We start from the raw sequence: 23,766 nt of genomic DNA on the forward strand, positions 1-23,766 counted from the left end.
TGAAAACCTTCAAAATTCTTGCTGAGCGATATCGCAATCGAGGCAAAAGACTAGCATTAAGATTCAATCTAATTGCTGGAATTTATAACTTGGAGCTGAGTGAAAAATGACTTATGAAAGAAATCTATTGAACTTTCTCTTTTAAAGACACAATCTGAGTATTAAAAATTTCAAGTTTTTGGTCATTTAATAAAGACTGATTAACAATCTGCTCATCATGCTCATATTTAAGAGCATTAAGTATTTTTTGATAATCTTCTAATTTTTGAGTATAGGTTTGATCTATCTCCTTTAATTTTTTATTATTTTCTAAAATTTTATGACTAATTTCATTATCAGCATTTTTTAACTCTCCGTATGCTTCTTCATCTAATGAAAATTCATCTTTAAGTGCTTTGAATTTTGCTTGTATTTCATTTTTAGTTTTTTCAGCGAACAGCAGACGTAACACTTCGATAAGTGTCGATTTACCTGCATTAGTTTCACCGAAAAAAGCAATCGTAAAGTAATCCCATTCGGAATTACGTTTAAGTTCATCTATCTTCCTTTCAATTTCTTTTTGCTGAAAGCTTAAAATTTGCTTAGATTCATTTAGTTTTTCTCCCACTAAATTAGTATCTAAAACCTGCTCATTTTTAACAATTTTCGCAATCAAATCTGATATTTTCTCTTTTAAATCATCATAAATATTCTCAGGATGATTTAAATTAATATGACTATTCACGTACCCTTACCCCTATCCAACCAACTCATAAATAATTTTTTAAATGAAATTTTTTTTAACCTAAAACCAAATATTCTTTTAAACTTATTTCTAATTGTCTCTGTAATCCTTTCGGACTCACTATTTTTAAATGAGGAATCCAGAATCGAATCAAAGGCAATAACTGCATGTCATGATTAATTTTAGAAGAAACCAGCAATCCACCATCATGTAACTCTTTGACAATTTGCTGCTCGGGCAGTATCGGACGTTGCTTAAAATAAAAAGAAACCTGACTATCAATAGATAAAATGATTTCCTGTTTATCCTGTCCAAACCAGATGCTGTCATCATCTTCCACAAGTTTTACAATATTTTGATCTGGAATAAATTGTGAATAATCATGCGAAGAGTGCGTAAGCTGAATATGTGAAATGCGATAAGTACGCAATTGATCTTTTCTAACTGCTGCCAAATACCAACTACCATGATGATGAATCAAGCGATAAGGTTGAACCAGTCTAGGTTCTCCTTTATATACAAAACCAATTTGTCGATATTCTTGAATTGCTTTTCCAAGAACTTTGAATAGTCCTTTAAACTGACTTGCATCTTCAAAAGAGTACCCCTTAGCACTATAAATCTGATGAGCTCGACTATCTAAAAGTTCACGCAGAAAGGACATATCCAATGAAGGATACAAATGACTAACTCCTGAGAGCTGTGCAAAATTACGGATATCTTTTGGTGCAATTTTCCCTAAATAATTTGATTCTAAGTAATATCTTTTATTTTCATTATCTTGTAGCAATGGCAAATAAGTATTGAGACGATCAAAATCTCTCGAGATAGTACGTGTACTTACCCCAAATTCTGAGGCTAGTTCTTTTATACTTAACTGATATCCCATATTTAATTTCGTTAAAATATTGGCCAATCGGTCAGCTAAACGCTCATGAGTAGAATCATCACGTTTCATTAATTATCTCTAATTTTTAAAAAGTAACATCAAAGTTATATTTGATTTATATTTGAAATATAACACATTAAATGTACAAAAAGTTACACCAATTCACAAAAAATTAAGTCTTATTTTCTTTAAATTAAGTTTAGTCGATCTAAATAACGTGCTAGGTGCAACATTGCTAAATAGAATTTTCTTGATTCAGCCCACTTTATTTTCCCAAGTATTAATGCTCTAGAAATACGTTGTAAGGCGTTCTTCTTTTGTTTGTTCGTAAATGGAGTTGGGCATATTTTCATACAAATTTCCTTTCAATATTTCTATCAAACTTAACTACTTAAAGTATCAATTCAATTGAAAAATGAAGATAAGGCATAAAAATGACAGGAGATGTCATCAGTTGTACAAATTATCGTTTAAATTTCTTCTTTAGTATGTATTTCGCAGAGGTGGCGTCAACTTAACTGAAACTATAACTTACTAATATTTATTAAATTAATTACTCTACATTTTTATGCGTTAATTGATCCAAATAATCAGACCATGCTTGCATCATCACTGAACGCTCCTCCAAATACTTAGTACGGTTGTACGCTCGACCATGCATATCGCGAACCTGATGTGCAAGTTGTTGTTCTATACGTTCAATAGGAAATTTTAGAACTTCATCTAATAAAGTTCTTGCCGTAGCTCTAAAGCCATGCCCTGTTGTCTCACCATTTTCAAAACCATATTGTTTCAATCGTTTATTAATAGTTGATTCACTGATGGTTTTCGTTTTATCTCGCATAGACACAAAACAATATTCGGTATATCCAGTAATGCAATACAATTCTTGGAACAGCTTCAAGACTTGATCAGACAAAGGAACAATATGTTGTAGGGCTGTCTGATTTTTGGTCTTAGGCGGTGTATAACTCCATGTTCTATTTTTAAAATCGATATCTGCCCATTTTGCTGCACGTAATTCTCCAGGACGCACAAATACATGGGGTAAGATTTTGACTGCATAATCAATAGCAATATCCCCACGACCTGCATGTGTATTAATATTCTTTAATAGTTGTCCTAGCTTTTGCTCATCAGTAATAGCCGCTCGATGCTTAGCTTTACCCACCTTCAAAATACCGCTAATTTGGTCAGCAACATTAAATTGACATAAACCCAAAGCAATCGCATACCGAAACACCTGAGATGCTTTACTTCTCATTCGCTTTGCTGAGTCAGTCTTACCTTGTCTTTCATAAAGACGGCATACTTCCAAAATTTGAGTGGCTGTTATCGAATCAATGGGGAACTCACCAATAGCAACATAAAGCTTATCCCAGATAAACTGATTCCGACGTTGTGTACTTGATTCCAGCTCTTCAGTCTTACGGTATTCATCTGCTACTGATCTAAAACTATTATTTCGACATTGGGACTGTTTATCTTGCTTTTGAATTGCTGGGTCAATATTCTGCGCAAGCAGTTCTCTAAACTCACTTCGTTTTGCACGAGCTCTGGCCAATGTACAACTTGGATAAATACCGATAGCTATAGTGGCTCTTTTCTTAGAGATTGGGCGAATATAATCAAAACGCCAATATGCCCCACCTTTTCTATCTAACAATAAATAAAGGCCACCACCATCTGAAAGCTTAATATTCTTTTCAAATGATTTCTTTTGCATTGATATTGCAGACTTAATTTTTGAGTCAGTCAGACTGATAACTAATTTAGGCATTTTTACGGTATATTTTTGTCAGAAATGGAATGTACCGTAAAAAATACCGTAAAAGATTACGGTATCCTAAAACGCCCTCGGACATTATCGGACAATAAGTAGATATAAGTTATTAATTTTTAATAATATTAGGATTAATTCGGATATGATCAAACAAGGAAATGGTGCGCTCAGCGGGACTCGAACCCACGCCACAGGCTTCGGAGACCTGTACTCTATCCAGTTGAGCTATGAGCGCTTATTTTGGATTGCGCACATCATAACAAAAAAAACTGTAAGGTAAAGCAACTATATAGATGTTAGGTATTTTTCTGCTTAAGCTTTATACAACGTTCTATTTTTAAAATGCAGAATTCCATACGATTTACTTGGTTTATTTGCCCCGATATCGCACAATACTCATACTATTTATAGAGTGAATTATTTATGACTGATGCACTAACGTTAAAGCAGCTGTCAAAAACCTATAAAAATGGGTTTCAGGCGCTTAAAGGTATTGATTTAACAGTACCCGAAGGTGAATTTTATGCACTTTTAGGTCCCAATGGTGCAGGAAAATCTACCACGATTAGTATTATCAGTTCACTAACCCGTAAAACTTCAGGTACTGTCGAAATTTTTGGGCACAATTTAGATACCCATCCCTCGCATGCAAAGCAGTGTTTGGGCGTTGTACCTCAAGAATTTAACTTTGGTCAATTTGAAAAAACATTTGATATTTTGGTGACTCAAGCTGGTTATTACGGTATTTCTAAAAAGATAGCAGAGAAACGTGCAGAGGAATATTTAGAAAAGCTTGGCCTTTGGGAAAAACGTAGCACCCAAGCACGCATGCTATCGGGCGGTATGAAACGCCGTTTAATGATCGCTCGTGCCATGATGCATGAACCTAAACTGCTGATTTTAGATGAGCCGACTGCTGGTGTTGATATTGAACTACGCCGTTCGATGTGGGATTTCCTCACTGAAATGAACGAAAAAGGCACGTCCATTATTTTAACGACACACTATTTAGAAGAAGCTGAAATGTTGTGCCGTCGAATCGCAATTATTGATCGTGGTGTGATTAAAGAAGACACCAGCATGAAAGGTTTCCTCAGCCAGTTGAATGAAGAAACATTTATTTTCGATCTAGCCGAACCCATTGAACCGATCCATATAGAAATTATTGGTGTCCGTTTCAACTTAGTAGATCCTGTCACCTTAGAAGTCACTATGGATAAAGGCCATACCTTGAATGATTTATTCCAACTCATGGAATCTCAAGGTATTCAGGTTCGAAGTATGCGTAATAAATCTAACCGACTAGAAGAACTGTTTGTCCGTATGGTCGAAAAAAATCTTGAAGGTGCAGCACAATGAATTTTAACCAACTGTGTATTGCCCTCTACACCTTAGTGTATAAAGAAATTCGCCGTTTCATGCGTATTTGGCCGCAAACCCTTCTCCCACCGGCAATCACCATGAGTTTGTACTTTGTGATTTTCGGTAATTTAGTCGGTTCACGCATTGGGCAAATGGGTGGTTTTAGCTATATGCAGTTCATCGTGCCCGGCTTAATTATGATGGCGGTCATTACCAACAGCTATGCCAATGTGTCATCCAGTTTCTTTAGTGCAAAATTTCAAAAAAGCATCGAAGAATTAATCATGAGTCCAGTGCCGTTACACATGGTGCTTTGGGGTTATGTGATCGGTGGTGTTTGCCGTGGTGTTTTAGTCGGCTTTATTGTCACTGCGATGAGCCTATTTTTTACTGAATTACACCTGACCAATATCTTCGTAACTATATATACAGTTCTCATTACTTCGCTGCTGTTTTCTCTTGGCGGATTTATTAATGCTGTTTATGCAAAGTCTTTTGACGACATTTCGATTATCCCGACTTTCGTCCTGACTCCGCTGACTTATTTAGGCGGTGTTTTCTATGCCATCTCATCACTGAGTCCTTTTTGGCAAAATCTCTCTTTAATCAACCCTGTCGTGTATATGGTCAATGCATTCCGCTACGGTATTTTAGGTCATAGCGATGTGAATGTCGGCATTTCATTGACAGTTATTACTGCATGTTGCGTTGTACTTTATGGCGTGGCGTATCATTTACTTTCTCGTGGTTCAGGAATGCGTGAATAATGAGTGTAGAACAATCCCTTTTAGGCAAAGACACCAATTACCCAACAGAATATCAACCTGCTATTCTGTTTCCGATTGCACGTGCCACTGCACGTGAACAATATGCCCATGTGGAAGGCATCCGCCAAGGTACAGACTGGTGGCATGTTTTTGAAATTTCTTGGTTAAATGCTTCTGGTGTGCCTCAAGTCGCTATTGGCCGTTTAACTTTGCCTGCAAGTTCAGACAACCTCATCGAATCGAAATCTTTAAAGCTCTACTTTAATAGTATGAACTTTACCAAATTTGATTCTCAGGCAGCGTTTAAAGCAACCGTTGAAAAAGACTTATCTGCTGCAGCCAATGCCGCTGTGACTATTGATCTATTTCATGTTGATGAAGTTGAAATTTCAAAACCGCAAGGCATCTGTATTGATGACTTAGAACCCACCCAGTTAGAAAATCATCCAAATGCAGATTTACTCTCGTTAGATGAAGATGCAGCGCAAGATGAAGTTGAAATTCAACTTTATTCACATTTATTAAGAAGTAACTGTCCAGTCACGGGTCAACCTGATTGGGGAACGGTATTTATAAGGTATAAAGGCACTAAGCCTTGTTATCGTAGTATTCTGGCTTATATTATTTCTTACCGTCAGCATAATGGTTTCCACGAACAATGTGTGGAGCAAATGTTTGCCGATATTTGGCAACATTTAAAACCAAGTCAGCTGATGGTATATGCTGCCTATACACGCCGTGGTGGATTGGATATCAACCCTTGTCGTGTATCGGATTTAACATGGATGCCTCGCCCCATTCGATTGGCGCGACAATAAAAAAATTGAGGTTAGTGATGCCATTTTTTGGTTTTATTCCTTCTGAGGAACTTCTAAGCAGTATCCAAACTGGTCACGCGAAAAAAAATTCGAGTGAACCACTTTATCCTTTACGTGATAAAACAGCTTTGCTGATTAATGAAGAAATCATTGGTGCAACTATATTAGCTCCTGTTCATCTGTTTCCTGCAAGCGACAAGCGCGACACAGCAGAAAAACTGGCTGGCTATGTCAAATCAACAGTCGCTGTATTGTTAAAGCAGCTACTGGGTAAATCTCCGAATGATGTGGTGAAACAATCCATTGAATTTTCAGAACGAAGTTTATTTCAGGACACAGTCGGCGCTCATCGTGTAGGTCTGAGCTTAGATGCTGGACTGGTCACTAACCTTAAAAACAGTTATGCCGAAATTAAATCAGGTGTAGATGTCAATAAAGCTGCTTTTGGTGAGCTGTATAAACAGTTTGCTGAAGCTGCAGTACGTCATTTTATGAATGACTTTAATAAAACACTCGATTTAGGCATGATTAAACGTAAAGCAGCCGATATCGGTTCTTCTGCCGTGATTAAAGCAATTCATATCGCGATTGATAAGATTTTCCCAAATCTAACCAAAGAAGAGCTAGGTGCCCTTGCAGAAGCACATGATGCGATGTTTAACAAGTAAATCGCGCTATTCGTCAAAACCTAGCTTCGGCTAGGTTTTTTTTTATGGCTAAACTCATAAAATCGAATCTCAAAATAATGACTATATATAGTCATACAAATTCAGTTCTAGGATTTGAAACGATCCCTATTACAAGGCAGTATATTTATATGTACAATTTTGAAAAATACACACAGAAAAGAAAGAACCTGATTACAGATCAAATTTTAATGTTTGCCGTCATTTTGGCTTAAATTTCAATGCGTCCATTTTAAAATCCAATCTCTTTCTTTTTTATCATTCAGTCTATATTTCTACTTTATATAGCAACCTTTTCAAGTGCTTTGAAGCGTTAACGAAAACACCAATGAGGTGAATAAACCACCACCTTCACATGGGTCTTTTTAGACCTGTACTTTTCTAATCCTGCCTCTTAGTTTTTAGATCACACACTGCAACATTCGTAGCTACATAAACAGCATTTAGTAACGCTATAAAAGTTTATTCGTTCTGCGTTTTTATGACGCATGAGTTTTAGAGTCATCTTATTTCAAATGATTTGTGAATTTTTGCAAGTTATGTAAATGAATATGTCACTTTTCAATATGTTAACTGCGAAAAAACCCCTTGCTTTGTCTTTTTTTGTATATCTATTTATGAAAGCATGCACTGTCAGTGGTATCTTAGTTGCTATTGGTAACCTTTACCTTTAATGAGCTATGAAACCAGAAGGTCATCACAAATTTCAAGATCTTTGCCCCTCGAAATTTTGTTCATACTCATCGCTAAAGCAACTGGAAATTTTTTATTTATGCTAAATCGAAATTTTTATAAAAAACTAACACATATTGCCATTATGGCCGGTTCACTTTCACTGACTAGTTTTTGTCAGGCCAACGACTTCCAATCTCATCCGGCATATGCGAGCTTTAAACAAAATGCAATGCAAACCTATGGTCTGAGTGAAAATCAAATTGATTGGGCAATGCAAGGTAGTAAAAACCTACCCAACATTATTAGCATTATGAATAGACCTGGCGAATCAAAGCCTTGGTACCAATACAAAACCAACTTTTTAGCTGAAAGTACAATTCAACGCGGTGTTCGCTTCAAAAATCAGTATGCCGACACTTTAAATCGTGCAGAACAACAATTTGGTGTGCCTCAATCCGTGATTTTAGGCATTTTGGGTGTTGAAACAGGCTACGGCAGCAATAAAGGTAATTTTATCACCCGTGATGCTTTGGCGACCCTTGGTTTTGGCTATGAACGCCGTGCGCAATATTTCCAAGATGAACTTGCTGCACTGATTGCTTGGTCATATAAAGATGGTGTTCCAACCAACTCTGTCGTCGGTTCATATGCTGGTGCTGTGGGTTATCCTCAATTTATGCCAAGTAACATTCCAAAATTTGGTGTGGACTACGATGGCAATGGTCATGTTGACCTGCGTAATTCGGCTGTCGATGCCATTGGTTCAATTGCAAATTATCTAGCAAATTATGGTTGGCAGCGTAATCAACCGATTGCTTTTGCTGCTCGCTATAGTGGAAACAACCCAGATGCTATTATTGCAAAGGATTTAAACCAGCCAACACCCTATGGTGTACTCAAGGCTCAAGGTGTAACCCCTATGAATCCATTGGTAAAAATCGATGATCTCGATTTGGTCAATGTCATCCAATTGCAAGATAGTTATGGACCAATTTATTACATCACTTATCCAAATTTTCAGGTCATTACAACCTATAACAAAAGCCGTATGTATGCGACTGCGCTATGGCTTTTAGGCACTGAAGTTACCAGTCGATAAGACTGGTTTTTTAATATAGAGCAAAAAAGTCAACAAATATTTTCATCAAAATGAGTATTTATTCGGCATTTTAAACACCTTGTTACATTATTGATTATTTTTTAACCAACTATTGTTAATTTTTTAGACATTTTCAAAGTATTTTAATTAAACACTAGACAGCCTATCGATGGCATGAATATTATCCATCTCGTTAAATGTAGTTGCAAAAGTGAAATATCAGACGTGTTTACATGGATATCAGCGACTTAGTTGAACCAGTAAATATGCCATTGGGAGATAAACAATGCAGTCATCAATTATTAAATATGCCTTAGCGGTTGCCACGGCAGTTGCGCTAAGTCAGTCACAAGCTGAGATGGTTCAGTCGTCATCATTCAATCATGATAATGACAACTCGCGTCTTGCAGCTCGTGTATTGAATAAAGAAGCTCAAAGCTTCAATTCAAACTTTACGAATTTAAGTAGCCTTTCAATCACTGAGCGTTCTGGCGATAAAATTCGTCGTCAAACCATCGCTGCTAAAATCGAAATCCCTGAAGATGAGCCTTCAGTGATTGAAAAGTTAAACACTGTCGCTTCGAATACTGTTCGTAAGTTCACTCAAACAGGTACTGCTTCTTGGTATGGTCGTCAATTCCACGGTCGTAAAACAGCAAGCGGTGAAACGTTTGACATGAACGCACTTACAGCAGCACATCGTAGCCTGCCACTTAATTGTTTTATTCGTGTTACGAATCGCAATAATGGTAAAAGCGTCGTGGTAAAAGTAAATGACCGTGGTCCATTCCATGGCAACCGTGTTCTCGATTTATCTTATGGCGCTGCTAAGCAATTGGGTATTACCAGTGCCGGTACTGCAAATGTGAGCATTGAACGCGTAGACGGTCCAAATTCTTAATTCTCCAATGAAGTGACTGCATTTAACAGACCACGCCTAGCGTGGTTTTTTATTTGTAGCCTCTTAGCCTTTCTAATCTTCAGTAACCCTGATTTTGACCCTTCCCCCATTCTTGTTTATATTAGAGTCTTTCCCCATGATTAAGGACTATCATGAAAACAATCAACGAATGGTTTGATGAATACAGCGAAAGTCATCAAAATAAAACCAATAAAATGATTCACTGGATTTGCGTACCCACGATTTATTTTTCAATCGTTGGCATATTGGCACATTTTAGCGCGCTACTTACTGCTGTCTTACTTGCCTTAGCATTTATCTTTTACGCACGTTTAGACATTGTGCTTGCTGTTGCAATGGCCGCGTTAACGTTAATCATGGCATGGCTAATTTGGGTGTTACCAGTTGGATATGGCTTTTATATCACGCTCTTTGTATTCGCATGGATTGGTCAATTTTATGGCCATAAAATTGAAGGTAAAAAGCCCTCTTTTTTCAAAGATCTCCAATTCCTCCTCATTGGCCCTATTTGGTGTTTAGATACATTTGCAGGAAAAGTACTTGGTAATTGGAAAGCACGCCATAAATCGCAAATAAAGAGCATTTAAAGCATGATTAATTTCATAGATCTCTTTTTCACTTCTTCCACATCGGTTTTCTTCATATTCGATGCTTAAAACCCTATTGTTTATAGGTGTATTTATCTCTGGTATTTCCAATCATTTTTTCTATTTATACATCCAAAAAGCCAGTGTTTAAACACTGGCTTTTACTCAATATGGTTAATCCAATTTTATGTTGATAGCTTCATCTGAATCATGATCATTTAAATGACTAAAGTTAAAAATGACTACGTGATTTTTATTGATAGGTTTTACCTTGATGCTTTAACCAACCATCCTGATGACGTCCATTCGGATCGTGATGTGTCCAGTGCATCACACCTCCCTTATCTGAATATTCGTATTCACCGTAAAATTGAACTGTATCGCCTTTTTGCAAGTCGTCAATTCGTGGAGCAAGATCGATATTATGCGCGACCAAAAGCGTTTGACCATTATTTAAGGTCAAAATGAACTTTTGATGGCGACTACCTTCATTATCATCTCGTAGTACCGCTTTCACTTGACCTGCACCTTCAACCTGAACATTACTGAGTTTACTTTTAAATGCATGCGCAATGATATCTTCAGCACTCTGCCCTTTTTGTTGAGCATCTGCGGGTTGTACTGGTTCTATTTGTGGCTGTGAGTTTTGTTCAGCTGTCGTCTGAACTGGTGCAGTTTTTTGTTGTTGTAAATCGATTCCGAAATAAGCTGCTGCAAGCGCAACAATAATTCCGCCGATGGTTAAGTTTGTTTTGTTTGCCATAAGATAGTTTAAATCTAAATTTTCAACTCATTATAGTCATTAAAATTGATAAAAATAGAATCTGTGAACAACAATGTACACAATATAAAGTTTAAATAGCTTTGAAATCAGTAAAGCTACAGCCATAAAAAAAGCCCTCTAAAACGAGGGCTTTTTTCTACAAATAATCAGAGATTATTTTGCAGCAGCTTGAGCAGCAGCAACTTCTTCAGCGAAAGAAAGTTCAGCTTTTTTCTCAATACCTTCACCAACTTCGAAACGTACGAAGTTAGCAACAGTAGTACCAGTTGCTTTAAGAACTTCTGCAACTTTCTTATCGTTGTCGATAACGTACATTTGGTTCTCAAGAACAACTTCGTTCAAGTATTTCTGAACTGAACCAGTTACCATTTTTTCAACGATGTTTGCTGGTTTACCAGATTCAATTGCTTTCGCTTCAGCAATTTCTTTTTCTTTAGCGATAAGTTCAGCAGAAACGCCAGCTTCGTTTACAGCAACTGGGTTGAATGCAGCGATGTGCATAGCCAAACCTTTACCAGTTTCAGCATCACCAGCGTATGCAACTACAACACCGATTTTTAAACCGTGTTTGTAAACTGCAAGGTTGTCGCCTTCAACGATTTGAGCACGACGCACTTGGATGTTTTCACCGATTTTTTGAACAAGTGCGATACGAGCTTCTTCTACAGTAGCACCATCTTCAAGTTTCAATTCAGCAATTTGAGCAACGTCAGTTACACCAGCAGCAAGCGCAGCAGCAGCAACTTTAGCAGAGAAACCAGCAAAGTTTTCGTCTTTAGCAACGAAGTCAGTTTGACAGTTAACTTCTACAAGGATTGCTTTGTTGCCTTCTTGAGCGATAGTGATCGCGCCGTCAGCAGCAATGTTACCCGCTTTTTTAGCAGCTTTAGCTTGACCAGATTTACGAAGGTTGTCGATCGCTAATTCGATGTCACCGCCCGCTTCTGTTAATGCTTTTTTACATTCCATCATTGCAAGACCAGTACGATCGCGCAATTCTTTAACCATGCTTGCTGTAACTGCAGTCATGTTAATCTCCTAAATACGGTAGAAAATGAATTCTTTTTAGAACAGAAACGGCCCAGAGCTGTCTCTTGGGCCGTCTGCATACATGACGCTTACTTTGCCACCATCACGTGTCGCAAAAATGACAAGCTTACGTCAAACGCATTAAGCCTCAGAAGCAGGAGCTTCTTCGCCTTTAGCTTGTGCATTTGCTTGTGATTGAGCATATTCTTTACCAGCAAGAATCGCATCAGCCATAGCAGAAGCGTAAAGAGTAACTGCACGGATCGCATCGTCGTTACCAGGGATAACGTAGTCTACGTTGTCTGGGTTAGAGTTTGTATCAACGATACCGATAACAGGAATACCAAGGTTTTTAGCTTCTTTAATTGCAATTGCTTCGTGATCAACATCGATTACGAATAATGCGTCAGGTAAACCACCCATGTTTTTAACGCCGCCAAGAGCGCGTTCAAGTTTTTCCATCTCACGAGTACGTTCTAATGCTTCACGTTTAGTAAGTTTAGCGAAAGTACCGTCAGTAGATTGAGTTTGAAGGTCTTTTAGACGGTTGATTGACTGGCGAAGAGTTTTCCAGTTAGTCAACATACCACCCAACCAGCGGTGATCAACATATGGTTGACCTGCACGTTGAGCTTGTTCACGGATGATTGCAGAAGCTGCACGTTTTGTACCAACGAACAAAACTTTGTTCTTTTTGCTAGCCAAGTTGTTAGCAAAGTTCAAAGCATCATTTAACGCAGGAACAGTGTGCTCAAGGTTGATGATGTGAATTTTGTTGCGCGCGCCGAAGATGTATTCGCGCATTTTTGGATTCCAAAAACGTGTTTGGTGACCGAAGTGTGCGCCTGCTTGAAGAAGGTCGCGCATGCTTACGTTGTAATCTGCCATTTTCTTTACCTTAAAGTTTGGGTTAGGCCTCCATATACCCGCATTCTCCACCTAAAAAGGCACCCAGAGAAATGTGTCGATATATGTGCGGATTTTATTGCCCCATCGCACAAAGCTCGTGAAAGATATTCACGAAAAAGCATTTGATAAAATGGGCGGCTATTTATACCATAGTCACATACAAATTTCCAAAAGTTTTTAGAGATCATGAACAGTACTTACGAAGCTCCACGTCGATTAATTAAAACGCCTGACGAAATTGAAAAAATGCGCGTCGCGGGTCGACTGGCGGCAGAAGTTTTGGATATGATCAAACCGCATATTGTTCCAGGTGTGACTACCCTAGAACTTGATACGATTTGTCATGACTACATTGTCAATAAACAAGAAGCTATTCCTGCTTGTTTAGGTTATGGTGCTGCGCCGGGTCGTCCAGCGTTCCAGCACGTGATCTGTACTTCAGTGAACCATGTGGTGTGTCACGGTATTCCATCTGAAAGCAAAAAGTTAAAAAAAGGTGACATCTTAAACATCGATGTCACTGTGATTAAAGATGGTTACCACGGTGATACCAACATGATGTATATCGTAGGCGGTGAAACATCTATTTTAGCGAACCGTTTATGTAAAGTTGCTCAAGAAGCCATGTACCGTGGTATGGCTGTGGTAAAACCAGGCGCAACCATGGGTGATATTGGTAATGCCATTCAACAATATGTTGAATCAGAACGTTTTGGTGTTGTACGTGAATATTGTGGTCATGGTATTGGTACTGTTTTCCATGACGAACCACAAGTTTTACACTACGGTCAACCCAATACAGGCATGATCTTAGAAGAAGGCATGACCTTTACCATCGAACCAATGGTGAACGGTGGCGACTGGAAAACCAAACTTCTTGGTGATAAATGGACTGTCGTGACTAAAGATCATAGCTTGTCTGCACAGTACGAACACACGCTACTTGTAACAAAAAATGGTGTAGAAGTGCTAACTGCTCGCCCCGAAGAAGATCTATCGCGTTTTGTTCAATAAGCAAAGTATTTGAAGTACAAAATTTCATTAAAAATGGTCACACATGTTGTGGCTTTTTTATACCCTATTTTTGTCCGTGACTTTAAGAATTTGCCATAAAATTTGATTAAAAATTTAAGTAACTCAATGTAAATTTTCTCAATTATAGGGTTAGGATGGAATATCACACTTTTTTGCACATTGTTGATTTTGCCACTCCCCATTACTGTGCATTTAAGCTAAGATAGTGTGCTTTTTATTTTTTAATCCCTATAAGAAGGAATACTGCCGTGGACGTACGTCTGTCTGATCGTGTAAATAGCATCAAACCGTCCCCTACACTTGCTGTTACTAACAAAGCTGCTGAATTGAAAGCTGCTGGTAAAAACGTAATTGGTTTAGGCGCAGGTGAACCGGATTTCGATACCCCACAACACATCAAAGATGCTGCAATTGCTGCTATCAACAATGGCTTCACTAAATATACAGCTGTTGACGGTACTCCAGGTCTAAAAAAAGCAATTATTGCTAAATTAAAACGCGACAATAACCTTGATTACGCTGCAAACCAAATCTTGGTTTCTTGTGGTGGTAAACAATCTTTCTTTAACTTGGCACTTGCTTTGTTAAACAAAGGCGACGAAGTAATTATCCCTGCTCCTTACTGGGTAAGCTACCCAGACATGGTGATCATTGCTGAAGGTACTCCTGTAATCGTGAAATGTGGTGAAGATCAACGTTTCAAAATTACGCCTGCTCAATTAGAAGCTGCAATCACTGACAAAACTCGTTTAGTGGTTCTAAACAGCCCTTCTAACCCAACAGGTATGATCTACACTAAAGAAGAATTACTTGCTTTAGCTGACGTTCTACGTAAATACCCAGAAGTTTTAGTTGCTTCTGATGATATGTACGAACCAATCCGTTGGGACGACGAATTCTACAACATCGCAACAGTTGCACCAGACCTTTACGATCGCGTAATCGTTCTTAACGGTGTATCTAAAGCTTATGCAATGACTGGCTGGCGTATTGGCTACGCAGCGGGCCCTGCTAAACTTATTGGTGCGATGAAAAAAATCCAATCTCAATCAACTTCAAACCCAACTTCTATTTCACAAGTTGCTGCTGAAGCTGCATTGAATGGTCCTCAAGACGTTCTTGAGCCAATGATTGAAGCATTCAAACGCCGTCACGACCTAGTTGTGAAAGGCTTGAACGACATCAACGGTATCACTTGCCTTCCTGCTGATGGTGCATTCTATGCATATGCAAACATCCGTCCATTGATTCGTGCAAAAGGTTTAAAATCTTGCACAGAATTCTCTGCATGGTTATTGGAAGAAACTGGTGTTGCCGTAGTTCCTGGTGATGCGTTCGGTCTAGGTGGTTACATGCGTATTTCTTATGCAACTGCAGACGAAGTTCTTGTAGATGCGCTTGCACGTATCAAGAAAGCTGCTGATTCAATCGAAGGCGTAGACGCTGCGATTGCTTCAATTGCTGCTGAAAAATAATTTGATCTAGAGATCAAATCAAAAAAAAGCCCGCGAATTTCGCGGGTTTTTTATACTCATCAAAAGAATAAATTAATACTCTTCACTTCAACACGCTTTTGATCAATTTTTTTCGCGGTTCAAACTAAATAACAAAGCTCATCCAGCCCATTTGACTTCCTTCAAATCGACTTAAATATTAAAAAACCAAACGATAAAACCTAAAACTAACCTTCATATTCAAATCCTTGGTTTGCATTCTTTTTACATTTTCAGCTATGTTATTTAAATAAGTTTCATTTTAGAACCCAGAACAACCACAAAACTAACCTATCCAGAGATCTACCAATGAACATCAAAGAAATGACTGGACTAGAAATTTTAAAGGCAATGATGCAAGGCCAAATTCCTCCAGCAAGTATTAGCGAAACTATTCCTATGCAGCCTTATGAAGTATCTGAGGGCAGTATTAGCTTTAAGGCTAAAGCAGATGCACGACACATAAATCCGCTAGGCGGCGTGCATGGTGGCTTTGCTGCTACGGTACTCGACTCGGTGACAGGTTGTGCCATTCACACGCTATTAGAGGCAGGTGTAGGTTATGGCACCATCGACTTAAATATAAAAATGTGTCGCCCAATCCCAAAGGATGTTGAACTTACAGCGATAGGAACAGTCATTAATATCAGTAAAAATTTAGGGATTTCTGAAGGGAAAATTATTGATGACAATGGCAAACTTTATGCACATGCAACTGCAACCTGCATGATTATACGTCCTTAATATTTTATTTTTCTGCTCGCAATTCAATGCGAGCAGATGATGATTCAAACTTAAATTGCTGAATGTAAGGCACGAATTAATTGGCCTTCACTTAGATCAATGCGATTACTGCCCTTTTGAAAGCAATAATATTTTAAAGCACTATCTAACTCAACACGAAGTTCCCGTTGTTCTGAAATAGACCATACTTTAGAACGATTTGAGCCTGATAACGCATTACCTGCCAATTGGTATAAATACAAATCTTGCTTGCGTTGCAAAGGCACACGACGACCATCATCTTGATGTTCAAAACGTAAATGACATGGCGCGTTGATCAACCATTTTTCACTAAACCACAGTTGTAATAAATCACCCAATGCTAAGTCACGTTGACCCAAAGGCCAAACGTCAACGTACGCCCCTTCGACAGGTGTTTGATATTGCTCTTGGTTACTGATAATGGAAAGATAGTTTTCTTGATAAAAAGAAAAGTTTGAAAAAATCTGAGAAATAGTCAGCGTATTCATTCGCTTTCTCCTGTTTAGCCATTTTAGTGCTGGCAAGTTGGGTTTAAATCCACACTGTTTAAACATATGTTTAAACGCTCTGTTGTTGCATTCAGACTATCAATTGAATTTTTTCTTTGCAAGCCTAAGATTCATTTTTTCTAAAAAATCCTTCTTTTTGTTCAAATAAAAAACATCTATCACGCATTTCTCCTCATATTGGTATTTTTAGCTTGACCCTTTTCAAAATCTGCTTATAATCGCATTCAGATTCTCCAATAGCTCAGTCGGTAGAGCGACGGACTGTTAATCCGCAGGTCCCTGGTTCGAGCCCAGGTTGGAGAGCCAAATTCTAAAGCCCATTTATTTAAATGGGCTTTTTTAATGCCTTTGATTTACATATAATCTATAAGTCATTGTCATTAAAATAAAAAAAATGTTCATTCAAGTTGATGCTGAATCAAATAAAACTGCCTTAAAACACTACCTCACTGCATTCATTTTTCTTTTAATTTTTATCAGTCCATTTGCAATTTATTTGGTGAGCTGCACACCCGAAAGTGAAATTGAACAACACTTCAAAACACCACCCAATTTATATAATAGTGAATCGAACACCCTTCTTGACAGCAACCTACAATGGTTGATTCCACCTCAGCAGATTCAAAATCACAATACTATTCCGGAAATATCTGAATCTGTATTGGACGAGATGACAGAAGGACAATATTGGTCAAGCACACCGATTACGCTGCAAAACCAATCTGATCAGTTATATGTTCATATCGATTTTGCAGGTCAGCAACAAACTCGAAAAGATCTTGAAATTTCGGTACTGCCGTTATGTATTGTTCACGAAAAAGAAACACCATGTATGAAAGCTGGGTTAAATGCAAGTGGACAACTCTTTAACATCTCAACTCAAAAAAATACGCAATATCACACATTGGAGACCAATAAATCTTGGATCTTTTATGGCCATGAATTCCAAGAAAATTATATTATCCCACCACAAGCCACTCTCAAATTTTTAGTTAAAGCCAACATCCCTGAACACTTAACCCTACAATGGCTTAGGCTAAGCATCAGTACTAGCCCCATTGTTGAGAAACAGCAAAATTTTATGCTCATGACGCAAAACAGTATGAAAATAAAATATGCACTTGCTCTATTACCACTCTTCATATTAGCTTTGATGCACATTTTTCAAGGGTTTGAAAGCCTTCGTAATTTATCTATCGGCGCACTTTCAGCACTTTTATTTGCTATCAACACCATCATTTGGGATATCCACTATATGGTGATTGGTTGCTTGATTTTATGTTTTGCAAGTGTCTTTTATTGTTTTGAAAGCCGATATTATCGACTGCTCTATTTAACGGGGTATTTACTGATCGCAGGCTATTCGCAGCAATATTATGGTGGTTTTAATAAACACTTTTTCACTCAAACCAGTTTAATTTTATTGATAGGTTTATCGATGTTTTACCTTGAACCTAAAGATAGCTAAATCATTTTCATAAAAAAGCTCCGCAAATCGCAGAGCTTTTTCTCTTTTTATCACCTCAGATCACATTAAAACTCAAGGTATATTTATATCGTTTTAATGCGTCTCCCTTCATTTCAAAAGGCTGTTGATAGTCAATTTTCAGTAAATACTGACCACGATCTGCTAGGTTTAAATTTAAGTTTCCATCTTGATCAGTTTTAAGCGTTTTATAAACTTTTCCTTCACGGCTGTAATCCGTTGTTTGCTGCAAAATTTCAACCTGTAAACCCGCAACCGCTTTTTTCTGATCTAGCACTTTCAGTTGCACAGGCTCATTTTGCTTAATGGCATTCGGATGGGTTTTAAATTGCACATCAAAGCCATCATGTAAATGATTCACCACATGTGTAGAGGTTGCACGGCGTGATACAAAAGTTTCAATGATTTCCTGCATTTGAATACTTTTGATTTGCGACTTTTTAGTCAACTCGGCTTTATAAATGACATTTGCATTCGCAGTTTTTTGAGGATCACGCACACCATTGATTAACGCTTTCCACTGCTTTTGATCATAAGCAAAACGCGCTGTACTTCCTTGCTTTTCACCGCGAATACGATACGTGCCATCCTGCTTATTTTCTAAACTATAGCTGCTGACCGTTTGCGTTTTTACCCAATCGGCATCTGTTAAATGTAGCTTTTCACCTGACGGTGTATGTACATGGAAATTAAAATTTTTAATGGCTATTTCAGAAACAAACGGATTGTCATAAAAACCAGAAAGAATGGCACTATGATTATTAAATGTTTGATAGTTTAATGGCGCTACATAAGGATAATGCGCTTCAGCCTGACCAACCGCACACAAAGCGATACAGAGTAAAGTGAATTGTAATTTCATATTAAATAAGTGAGCTTAAATTGTTTGATTCATAGAGATCGTTTCATTTTAGATTCACCCAAGACAATTGTAAACAATTCTTATTATCGTTTATTTTAAGTGCATAAAAAATCCCCCATTCTGGAGGATTATTTTATCAAGCTGCTTTGACTGGCACACCACTATGAAAGCGGAATAAATCATCTGGGCTGCTAATCAGATTTTTTTCAACTTCACGAATATGCTCAATACGCATCTGAATATCTTCTTTCGGGTTCTTTAGCTTATTGGTCATCGCCACATCCATGGCCAATGCTAAATAGTCCTCATAATGGCGTGATTCAGACTTTAGCAAATAGCGGTAGTAACGCCCCAACTCTTCATCCACATGTGGTGCAAGCGCATAGAAACGCTCACATGACCGTGCTTCAACAAATGCGCCAATCACCAAGATATCAATTAACGCTTCTGGCTCGTAAGTCCGCACTTCTTTACGTAGACCACCTGCATACCGACCAGCACTGATTGCAGTCCATTCCTGACCACGTTTTGCCATCAGTTCCAGCACTTGCTCATAGTGCAGCATTTCTTCACGTACTAGCTGTGCCAGTTTGATTTGTAAATCCGAGAAAAAACTATAACGAAACATCAAATTCATTGCTGTACTTGCTGCTTTCTTTTCACAATTGGCATGATCCTGCATCAGGATATCCAAATTATTTAAAGCTTCATCTAGCCATGCTTTTGGTGTTTCACACCCCAAGAAGCCAATGACTGGCTTCATTAGGGCATCATAATCAATATTTGACATATACTTTACTTAAAAATTAACGTGCGGCTTTAATCGCAGCTTTCATTTGTTTTACAGACTGTGCCAATCCAATAAACACTGCATCAGCAATAATCGAGTGACCAATATTTAGTTCATGAATTTGCGCAATGCGCGCAATCGGAGTGACATTGTCAAGATTTAAGCCATGGCCAGCATTCACAATCAAACCTTTAGATGCGGCATATTCAGCACCTTGAATAATACGTTCCAGTTCTGCCTTCTGCGCTTCAGGTGTTTCAGCATCTGCATATGCACCTGTATGCAACTCAATCGTAGGTGCGCCACAGGCAATTGCTGCATCAATTTGAGCAAAGTCAGCATCAATAAATAATGAAACTTCGCAACCAATCGCTGCGAGTGCTTGAGTCGCGTTTTTTACATCTTCAAAATGCCCAACAACATCTAAACCACCCTCAGTCGTCACTTCTTCACGCTTTTCAGGAACAAAGCATACATGATGCGGCTGAATCTCTTTGGCAAATTCAACCATTTCATTGGTCACTGCCATTTCAAGATTCATATGGGTTTTTAATACAGAACGCATACGACGTACATCATCATCCTTAATATGGCGACGATCTTCACGTAAATGCAGCGTAATCCCTTCCGCCCCCGCTTGCTCACAAATAATTGCGGCATTCACAGGATCTGGATAAGTTGTCCCACGTGCATTTCGTAGTGTTGCCACATGGTCAATATTTACACCAAGCAAAGCTGCCATAATTCTTTCCTAATGACGTTGAGTTTGAGAATTCTGTATCCACAATTGACGACTTTTTAATGGACGATCGCCAAGCAAGGAAGTAATCATTTGTCGGTACAACTTAGACAGTAATTGTAACTGTTCAGGATTAAATTCCCCACCTTTTTCATAATCACACATACTTAAAATATGTTGACCTGACAATGTTGCGCGTGAGGCTTTAATGACAGGTTGAAAACCTTCGTTTAAATGAAATTGATAATTTTCATGAGGCTGAATTTGCTGTTGATTTGCATCAGTTGAAAAATCCAACGCAAAACCCAACTCTTCAAGCAGCACATACTCAAATTGTCTAAGGATTTGCCGTAAGAATAGATCAGGGTTGGCCTGGACAGACATGCATTGAAGTTTTTCCAAGGTGTGTGCATATTGAGCAAATGTCTCAGGCATCTCAACCTCTAACGGACATAGCCTCAATAAGACTTCATTTAGATAAAATCCTGAAAAAAAAGCATCACCAAAAAAGAAAATCGGTTGATTTACAATTTCGAGTTTACTAAAGTTTTTAAGTTCGGACTTACCAGATGCTTGCAAGCAAATTGGTTGATACTGGGGAGGTGGCGTTTGCCTGAGAATACCATCAATTCGACCATGCTCCTGAGTAAACAAGTGCACAATATGACTTTTTTCACGATATTTACGATGGTGAATTAAATAACCATGCAGTATCTCATTACGCATGATTTGAAATATTAATCCTTGTCTTTCTTTTTCTTGTCGTCTTCATCTTCATCCCCATCTGGAATGACTGCACCCACAACTGCAGCAGTACCTTTAACCACGCCTTTTGTGGTTTTATAAGCCACTTTGACAGGAACAGTAACGATTTTATGAATACACCCTTGTAGAAACAAAACACATGCAACTACGGCCAATACTTTCATCATTACTCTTCCCTCAAAGTTTGTTATTTAACGATTAGATATCGCTATAACCTAAGCTTTTCAATGCACGCTCATCATCAGACCAACCGCCTTTGACTTTCACCCAAAGCGTCAACATGATCTTTTGCTCGAACATTTTTTCCATATCTACACGTGCATCCATACCGATTTTTTTCAGTTTGGCACCTTTTTCACCAATCACAATAGCTTTCTGACCAGAGCGATCGACAAAAATCGTCGCATCAATATAGGTACACGCCGCTTTAGGACGACCAGTTTTTGGATTAACTGTTGCTTCTTCTGTTTTAAACGATTCAATTTGAACCGTTAAATCATAAGGAAGCTCTTCACCCAATTGACGCATGATTTTTTCACGGATAATTTCAGACGCAAGGAAACGCTCTGAACGATCAGTCAATTGCTCAAGTGAATACAGTGGTGGTTGGAATGGCAGATATTTCTCAATCGTGCTGCGCAAATGATCTAAATTTGCACCGCGCAACGCTGATACAGGAACAATTTCTGCAAAATTCATCAATTTTGCACGCTCTTGTATCAAGGGTAATGCATGGTTTTTATTTTCTAGCGTATCAATTTTATTGATCACAAGAATAACCGGCATATCGGCATTTTTTAGCTTTTCTAACACTAAATCATCATTCTGTGTCCATTTGTCTGCATCAATCACAAACAAGACCAAGTTCACATCACGAAGTGCAGAATGCGCCGCACGGTTCATCATTTTATTGATGGCACGAACTTCTTTTTTGTGCATCCCAGGCGTATCAACAAATACCGCTTGAGACTTTTCACGTGAGTCAATACCCACAATTTTATGACGCGTCGTTTGTGGTTTACGAGACGTAATTGAAAGTTTTTGACCCAAAATATGGTTCATTAACGTTGATTTACCAACGTTTGGACGACCAACAATCGCCACAAACCCACTTTTAAAATCAGCTGGAATTTCAGTGCCTTGTGCACTAAAAAACTGACTAATTAAATCGTTACTGTCGCCTTGCGACTCGTGATCAGCATCTACGTGATCGGAATGAGTAGTCATTAAGACTTTTTCTCCAAAATTTCTAAGATTTCTGCCGCTACTGCCTGTTCAGCAAAGCGACGGCTTGAACCTTCACCGTATTTAACAGGGAGCCCTTCAACTGTACATTCAACTTTAAAATGTTGGTTCGGAGCATCACCCTGAATATCTACAACCTCGTAAACCGGGAGAGGTTTTTTACGTGCTTGTAAATACTCTTGCAAACGTGATTTAGGATCTTTCAGTTGATCAGTTGGTTCAATATGATCTAAATATGGCACATACCATTTAAGAACAATCGGTTCCAGAATTTTTAAATCCTGACAATCGACATAGATTGCACCAATGATCGATTCAACGGTATCCGCAAGTATAGACTCGCGATGATGACCGCCAGATTTCAACTCACCTGTACTCAAGATTAATTCTTGACTGAGTTTTAAGTCATTGGCAATTTTTCCTAAGGCTTCCTGACGAACCAGTGTCGCACGCATACGCGTTAGACGCCCTTCATTTTCATGCGGGTAGGCATGGTACAGATAATTGGCAATTATCATACCCAATAATGAATCGCCCAGATATTCTAGGCGTTCATAATTGTATTTATGGCTCACCGATCGGTGGGTCAAGGCCAGTTGTAACAATTCAGGTTGTTTAAACTGATAACCGATACGACTTGCTAAACGAGCTTCATTTAGCTTGGACTGAGCTTTGATCAAAACTTTTCTCGAACTTCAACACAATATCAATATTCAATAAGAAAGGTTTTCTTATTTCATAATCTGTTTTCACTTGTAGACCATCTACATTAGTGACTTGAGCAATATCTTTAAAATTTAAATCACGTACACCATTCATATCTAAACGCTGTGACATTTGTGACTCAAACTTACTCGGAGCAATATTTTTAGGACTGCTCTTCATCAATTCTTCAATTTCATTGTTGACGAGACGATCGTCAACATACGGTCCCCAAACCGCAATTAAAGCTTTAGCTAAAAAAGCAAAACCAATCACAGCAATTAAAATTGCAATATAAGACGTTCCCCGTTGATGTCTCATTTTATTTTCCTGATGTAAGA

Annotated in this window: 26 protein-coding genes, 2 tRNA genes and 1 pseudogene; 13 read left to right on the plus strand and 16 right to left on the minus strand. The window is 38.2% G+C overall.

What is annotated here, in order from left to right; translation table 11 throughout:
• Positions 1-110, plus strand: a pseudogene (locus tag FTV04_RS08790) (IS5/IS1182 family transposase); the annotation flags it as partial.
• A gap of 14 nt (positions 111-124) precedes the next feature.
• On the opposite strand, the gene FTV04_RS08795 reads toward FTV04_RS08790, so the two are convergent.
• The 4 genes from FTV04_RS08795 to FTV04_RS08810 form a co-directional block, all read right to left on the minus strand.
• Positions 125-724: an AAA family ATPase gene (locus FTV04_RS08795; RefSeq protein WP_180089276.1), complete on the minus strand. Its 600-nt coding sequence runs from the start codon at positions 722-724 to the stop codon at positions 125-127.
• A gap of 55 nt (positions 725-779) precedes the next feature.
• Positions 780-1,682 (minus strand): YafY family protein, encoded by a 903-nt coding sequence (locus tag FTV04_RS08800; RefSeq protein WP_120401119.1) that lies wholly within the window; start codon positions 1,680-1,682, stop codon positions 780-782.
• 484 nt (positions 1,683-2,166) lie between these two features.
• Entirely contained in the window at positions 2,167-3,393 is a 1,227-nt protein-coding gene (locus FTV04_RS08805) for an integrase arm-type DNA-binding domain-containing protein (protein ID WP_168378013.1), read from the minus strand.
• A 162-nt stretch (positions 3,394-3,555) separates the two neighbouring features.
• Positions 3,556-3,631, minus strand: a tRNA-Arg gene (locus FTV04_RS08810).
• A 188-nt stretch (positions 3,632-3,819) separates the two neighbouring features.
• On the opposite strand from FTV04_RS08810, the gene FTV04_RS08815 reads away from it, so the two are divergent.
• From FTV04_RS08815 to FTV04_RS08845, 7 genes are all read left to right on the plus strand, one after another.
• Positions 3,820-4,755: an ABC transporter ATP-binding protein gene (locus tag FTV04_RS08815; RefSeq protein ID WP_168378014.1), complete on the plus strand. Its 936-nt coding sequence runs from the start codon at positions 3,820-3,822 to the stop codon at positions 4,753-4,755.
• Entirely contained in the window at positions 4,752-5,525 is a 774-nt protein-coding gene (locus FTV04_RS08820) for an ABC transporter permease (protein ID WP_078190306.1), read from the plus strand. Before FTV04_RS08815 ends, FTV04_RS08820 begins: the two co-directional genes overlap by 4 nt.
• Complete coding sequence (gene queF / locus FTV04_RS08825; protein ID WP_180089277.1) at positions 5,525-6,343, plus strand: NADPH-dependent 7-cyano-7-deazaguanine reductase QueF; 819 nt, start codon at positions 5,525-5,527, stop codon at positions 6,341-6,343. Before FTV04_RS08820 ends, queF begins: the two co-directional genes overlap by 1 nt.
• Positions 6,344-6,360: 17 nt before the next feature.
• Entirely contained in the window at positions 6,361-7,011 is a 651-nt protein-coding gene (locus tag FTV04_RS08830; RefSeq protein WP_078190308.1) for a hypothetical protein, read from the plus strand.
• 790 nt (positions 7,012-7,801) lie between these two features.
• On the plus strand, positions 7,802-8,803 hold the full coding sequence (mltB, locus tag FTV04_RS08835) for a lytic murein transglycosylase B (RefSeq protein WP_180003226.1): 1,002 nt from the start codon (positions 7,802-7,804) through the stop codon (positions 8,801-8,803).
• Between the two features lie 286 nt (positions 8,804-9,089).
• The gene (locus tag FTV04_RS08840; protein ID WP_078190310.1) at positions 9,090-9,704 is read left to right on the plus strand and encodes a septal ring lytic transglycosylase RlpA family protein; all 615 of its coding nucleotides are present in this window, start codon (positions 9,090-9,092) and stop codon (positions 9,702-9,704) included.
• A gap of 152 nt (positions 9,705-9,856) precedes the next feature.
• Positions 9,857-10,312: a DUF962 domain-containing protein gene (locus tag FTV04_RS08845; protein ID WP_180063405.1), complete on the plus strand. Its 456-nt coding sequence runs from the start codon at positions 9,857-9,859 to the stop codon at positions 10,310-10,312.
• Between the two features lie 253 nt (positions 10,313-10,565).
• On the opposite strand, the gene FTV04_RS08850 is transcribed toward FTV04_RS08845, so the two are convergent.
• The 3 genes from FTV04_RS08850 to rpsB all read right to left on the minus strand — a co-directional run bounded on the left by FTV04_RS08850 (position 10,566) and on the right by rpsB (position 13,013).
• Positions 10,566-11,075: a DUF3465 domain-containing protein gene (locus FTV04_RS08850; RefSeq protein WP_168378020.1), complete on the minus strand. Its 510-nt coding sequence runs from the start codon at positions 11,073-11,075 to the stop codon at positions 10,566-10,568.
• A gap of 174 nt (positions 11,076-11,249) precedes the next feature.
• Positions 11,250-12,125, minus strand: a complete 876-nt coding sequence (gene tsf, locus FTV04_RS08855; RefSeq protein ID WP_078190313.1) for a translation elongation factor Ts — start codon at positions 12,123-12,125, stop codon at positions 11,250-11,252.
• A gap of 141 nt (positions 12,126-12,266) precedes the next feature.
• Positions 12,267-13,013, minus strand: coding sequence for a 30S ribosomal protein S2 (rpsB, locus tag FTV04_RS08860; protein WP_078190314.1), 747 nt, complete (start codon positions 13,011-13,013; stop codon positions 12,267-12,269).
• Positions 13,014-13,220: 207 nt separating this feature from the next.
• On the opposite strand from rpsB, the gene map reads away from it, so the two are divergent.
• From map to FTV04_RS08875, 3 genes are all read left to right on the plus strand, one after another.
• Complete coding sequence (gene map, locus FTV04_RS08865) at positions 13,221-14,048, plus strand: type I methionyl aminopeptidase (RefSeq protein WP_168378021.1); 828 nt, start codon at positions 13,221-13,223, stop codon at positions 14,046-14,048.
• Between the two features lie 269 nt (positions 14,049-14,317).
• Positions 14,318-15,544: a pyridoxal phosphate-dependent aminotransferase gene (locus FTV04_RS08870; protein ID WP_111883988.1), complete on the plus strand. Its 1,227-nt coding sequence runs from the start codon at positions 14,318-14,320 to the stop codon at positions 15,542-15,544.
• A gap of 327 nt (positions 15,545-15,871) precedes the next feature.
• Positions 15,872-16,306, plus strand: coding sequence for a PaaI family thioesterase (locus FTV04_RS08875; protein ID WP_180059223.1), 435 nt, complete (start codon positions 15,872-15,874; stop codon positions 16,304-16,306).
• A 50-nt stretch (positions 16,307-16,356) separates the two neighbouring features.
• On the opposite strand, the gene FTV04_RS08880 is transcribed toward FTV04_RS08875, so the two are convergent.
• Positions 16,357-16,815, minus strand: coding sequence for a hypothetical protein (locus tag FTV04_RS08880; protein WP_078190319.1), 459 nt, complete (start codon positions 16,813-16,815; stop codon positions 16,357-16,359).
• A gap of 251 nt (positions 16,816-17,066) precedes the next feature.
• Here FTV04_RS08880 and FTV04_RS08885 point away from each other — a divergent pair.
• Positions 17,067-17,142, plus strand: a tRNA-Asn gene (locus tag FTV04_RS08885).
• 88 nt (positions 17,143-17,230) lie between these two features.
• On the plus strand, positions 17,231-18,304 hold the full coding sequence (locus FTV04_RS08890) for a hypothetical protein (protein WP_180063406.1): 1,074 nt from the start codon (positions 17,231-17,233) through the stop codon (positions 18,302-18,304).
• Positions 18,305-18,359: 55 nt separating this feature from the next.
• Here the strand turns inward: FTV04_RS08890 and FTV04_RS08895 are convergent, their stop codons facing one another.
• From FTV04_RS08895 to FTV04_RS08930, 8 genes are all read right to left on the minus strand, one after another.
• A complete protein-coding gene (locus FTV04_RS08895; protein ID WP_180089278.1) occupies positions 18,360-19,184 on the minus strand; it encodes a DUF4198 domain-containing protein in 825 nt (274 codons plus the stop codon).
• Between the two features lie 136 nt (positions 19,185-19,320).
• Positions 19,321-19,974: a tRNA-(ms[2]io[6]A)-hydroxylase gene (locus tag FTV04_RS08900; RefSeq protein WP_180003242.1), complete on the minus strand. Its 654-nt coding sequence runs from the start codon at positions 19,972-19,974 to the stop codon at positions 19,321-19,323.
• A gap of 16 nt (positions 19,975-19,990) precedes the next feature.
• The gene (pdxJ, locus tag FTV04_RS08905) at positions 19,991-20,716 is read right to left on the minus strand and encodes a pyridoxine 5'-phosphate synthase (RefSeq protein ID WP_180054978.1); all 726 of its coding nucleotides are present in this window, start codon (positions 20,714-20,716) and stop codon (positions 19,991-19,993) included.
• 9 nt (positions 20,717-20,725) lie between these two features.
• Positions 20,726-21,442, minus strand: a complete 717-nt coding sequence (recO, locus tag FTV04_RS08910) for a DNA repair protein RecO (RefSeq protein WP_180089324.1) — start codon at positions 21,440-21,442, stop codon at positions 20,726-20,728.
• 8 nt (positions 21,443-21,450) lie between these two features.
• Positions 21,451-21,645: an NF038104 family lipoprotein gene (locus FTV04_RS08915; protein ID WP_078192000.1), complete on the minus strand. Its 195-nt coding sequence runs from the start codon at positions 21,643-21,645 to the stop codon at positions 21,451-21,453.
• Positions 21,646-21,676: 31 nt separating this feature from the next.
• Positions 21,677-22,705, minus strand: a complete 1,029-nt coding sequence (gene era / locus FTV04_RS08920) for a GTPase Era (RefSeq protein WP_067765139.1) — start codon at positions 22,703-22,705, stop codon at positions 21,677-21,679.
• Positions 22,705-23,403, minus strand: coding sequence for a ribonuclease III (rnc, locus tag FTV04_RS08925; protein WP_111883979.1), 699 nt, complete (start codon positions 23,401-23,403; stop codon positions 22,705-22,707). The genes era and rnc overlap by 1 nt, the downstream gene beginning before the upstream one ends.
• Positions 23,375-23,746: a DUF4845 domain-containing protein gene (locus FTV04_RS08930; protein WP_078192003.1), complete on the minus strand. Its 372-nt coding sequence runs from the start codon at positions 23,744-23,746 to the stop codon at positions 23,375-23,377. The genes rnc and FTV04_RS08930 overlap by 29 nt, the downstream gene beginning before the upstream one ends.
• Positions 23,747-23,766 lie beyond the last annotated feature (20 nt).

The organism is Acinetobacter sp. YH12219 (assembly GCF_013417875.1).
In the GTDB taxonomy this organism is placed as follows: Bacteria; Pseudomonadota; Gammaproteobacteria; order Pseudomonadales; family Moraxellaceae; genus Acinetobacter; species Acinetobacter amyesii.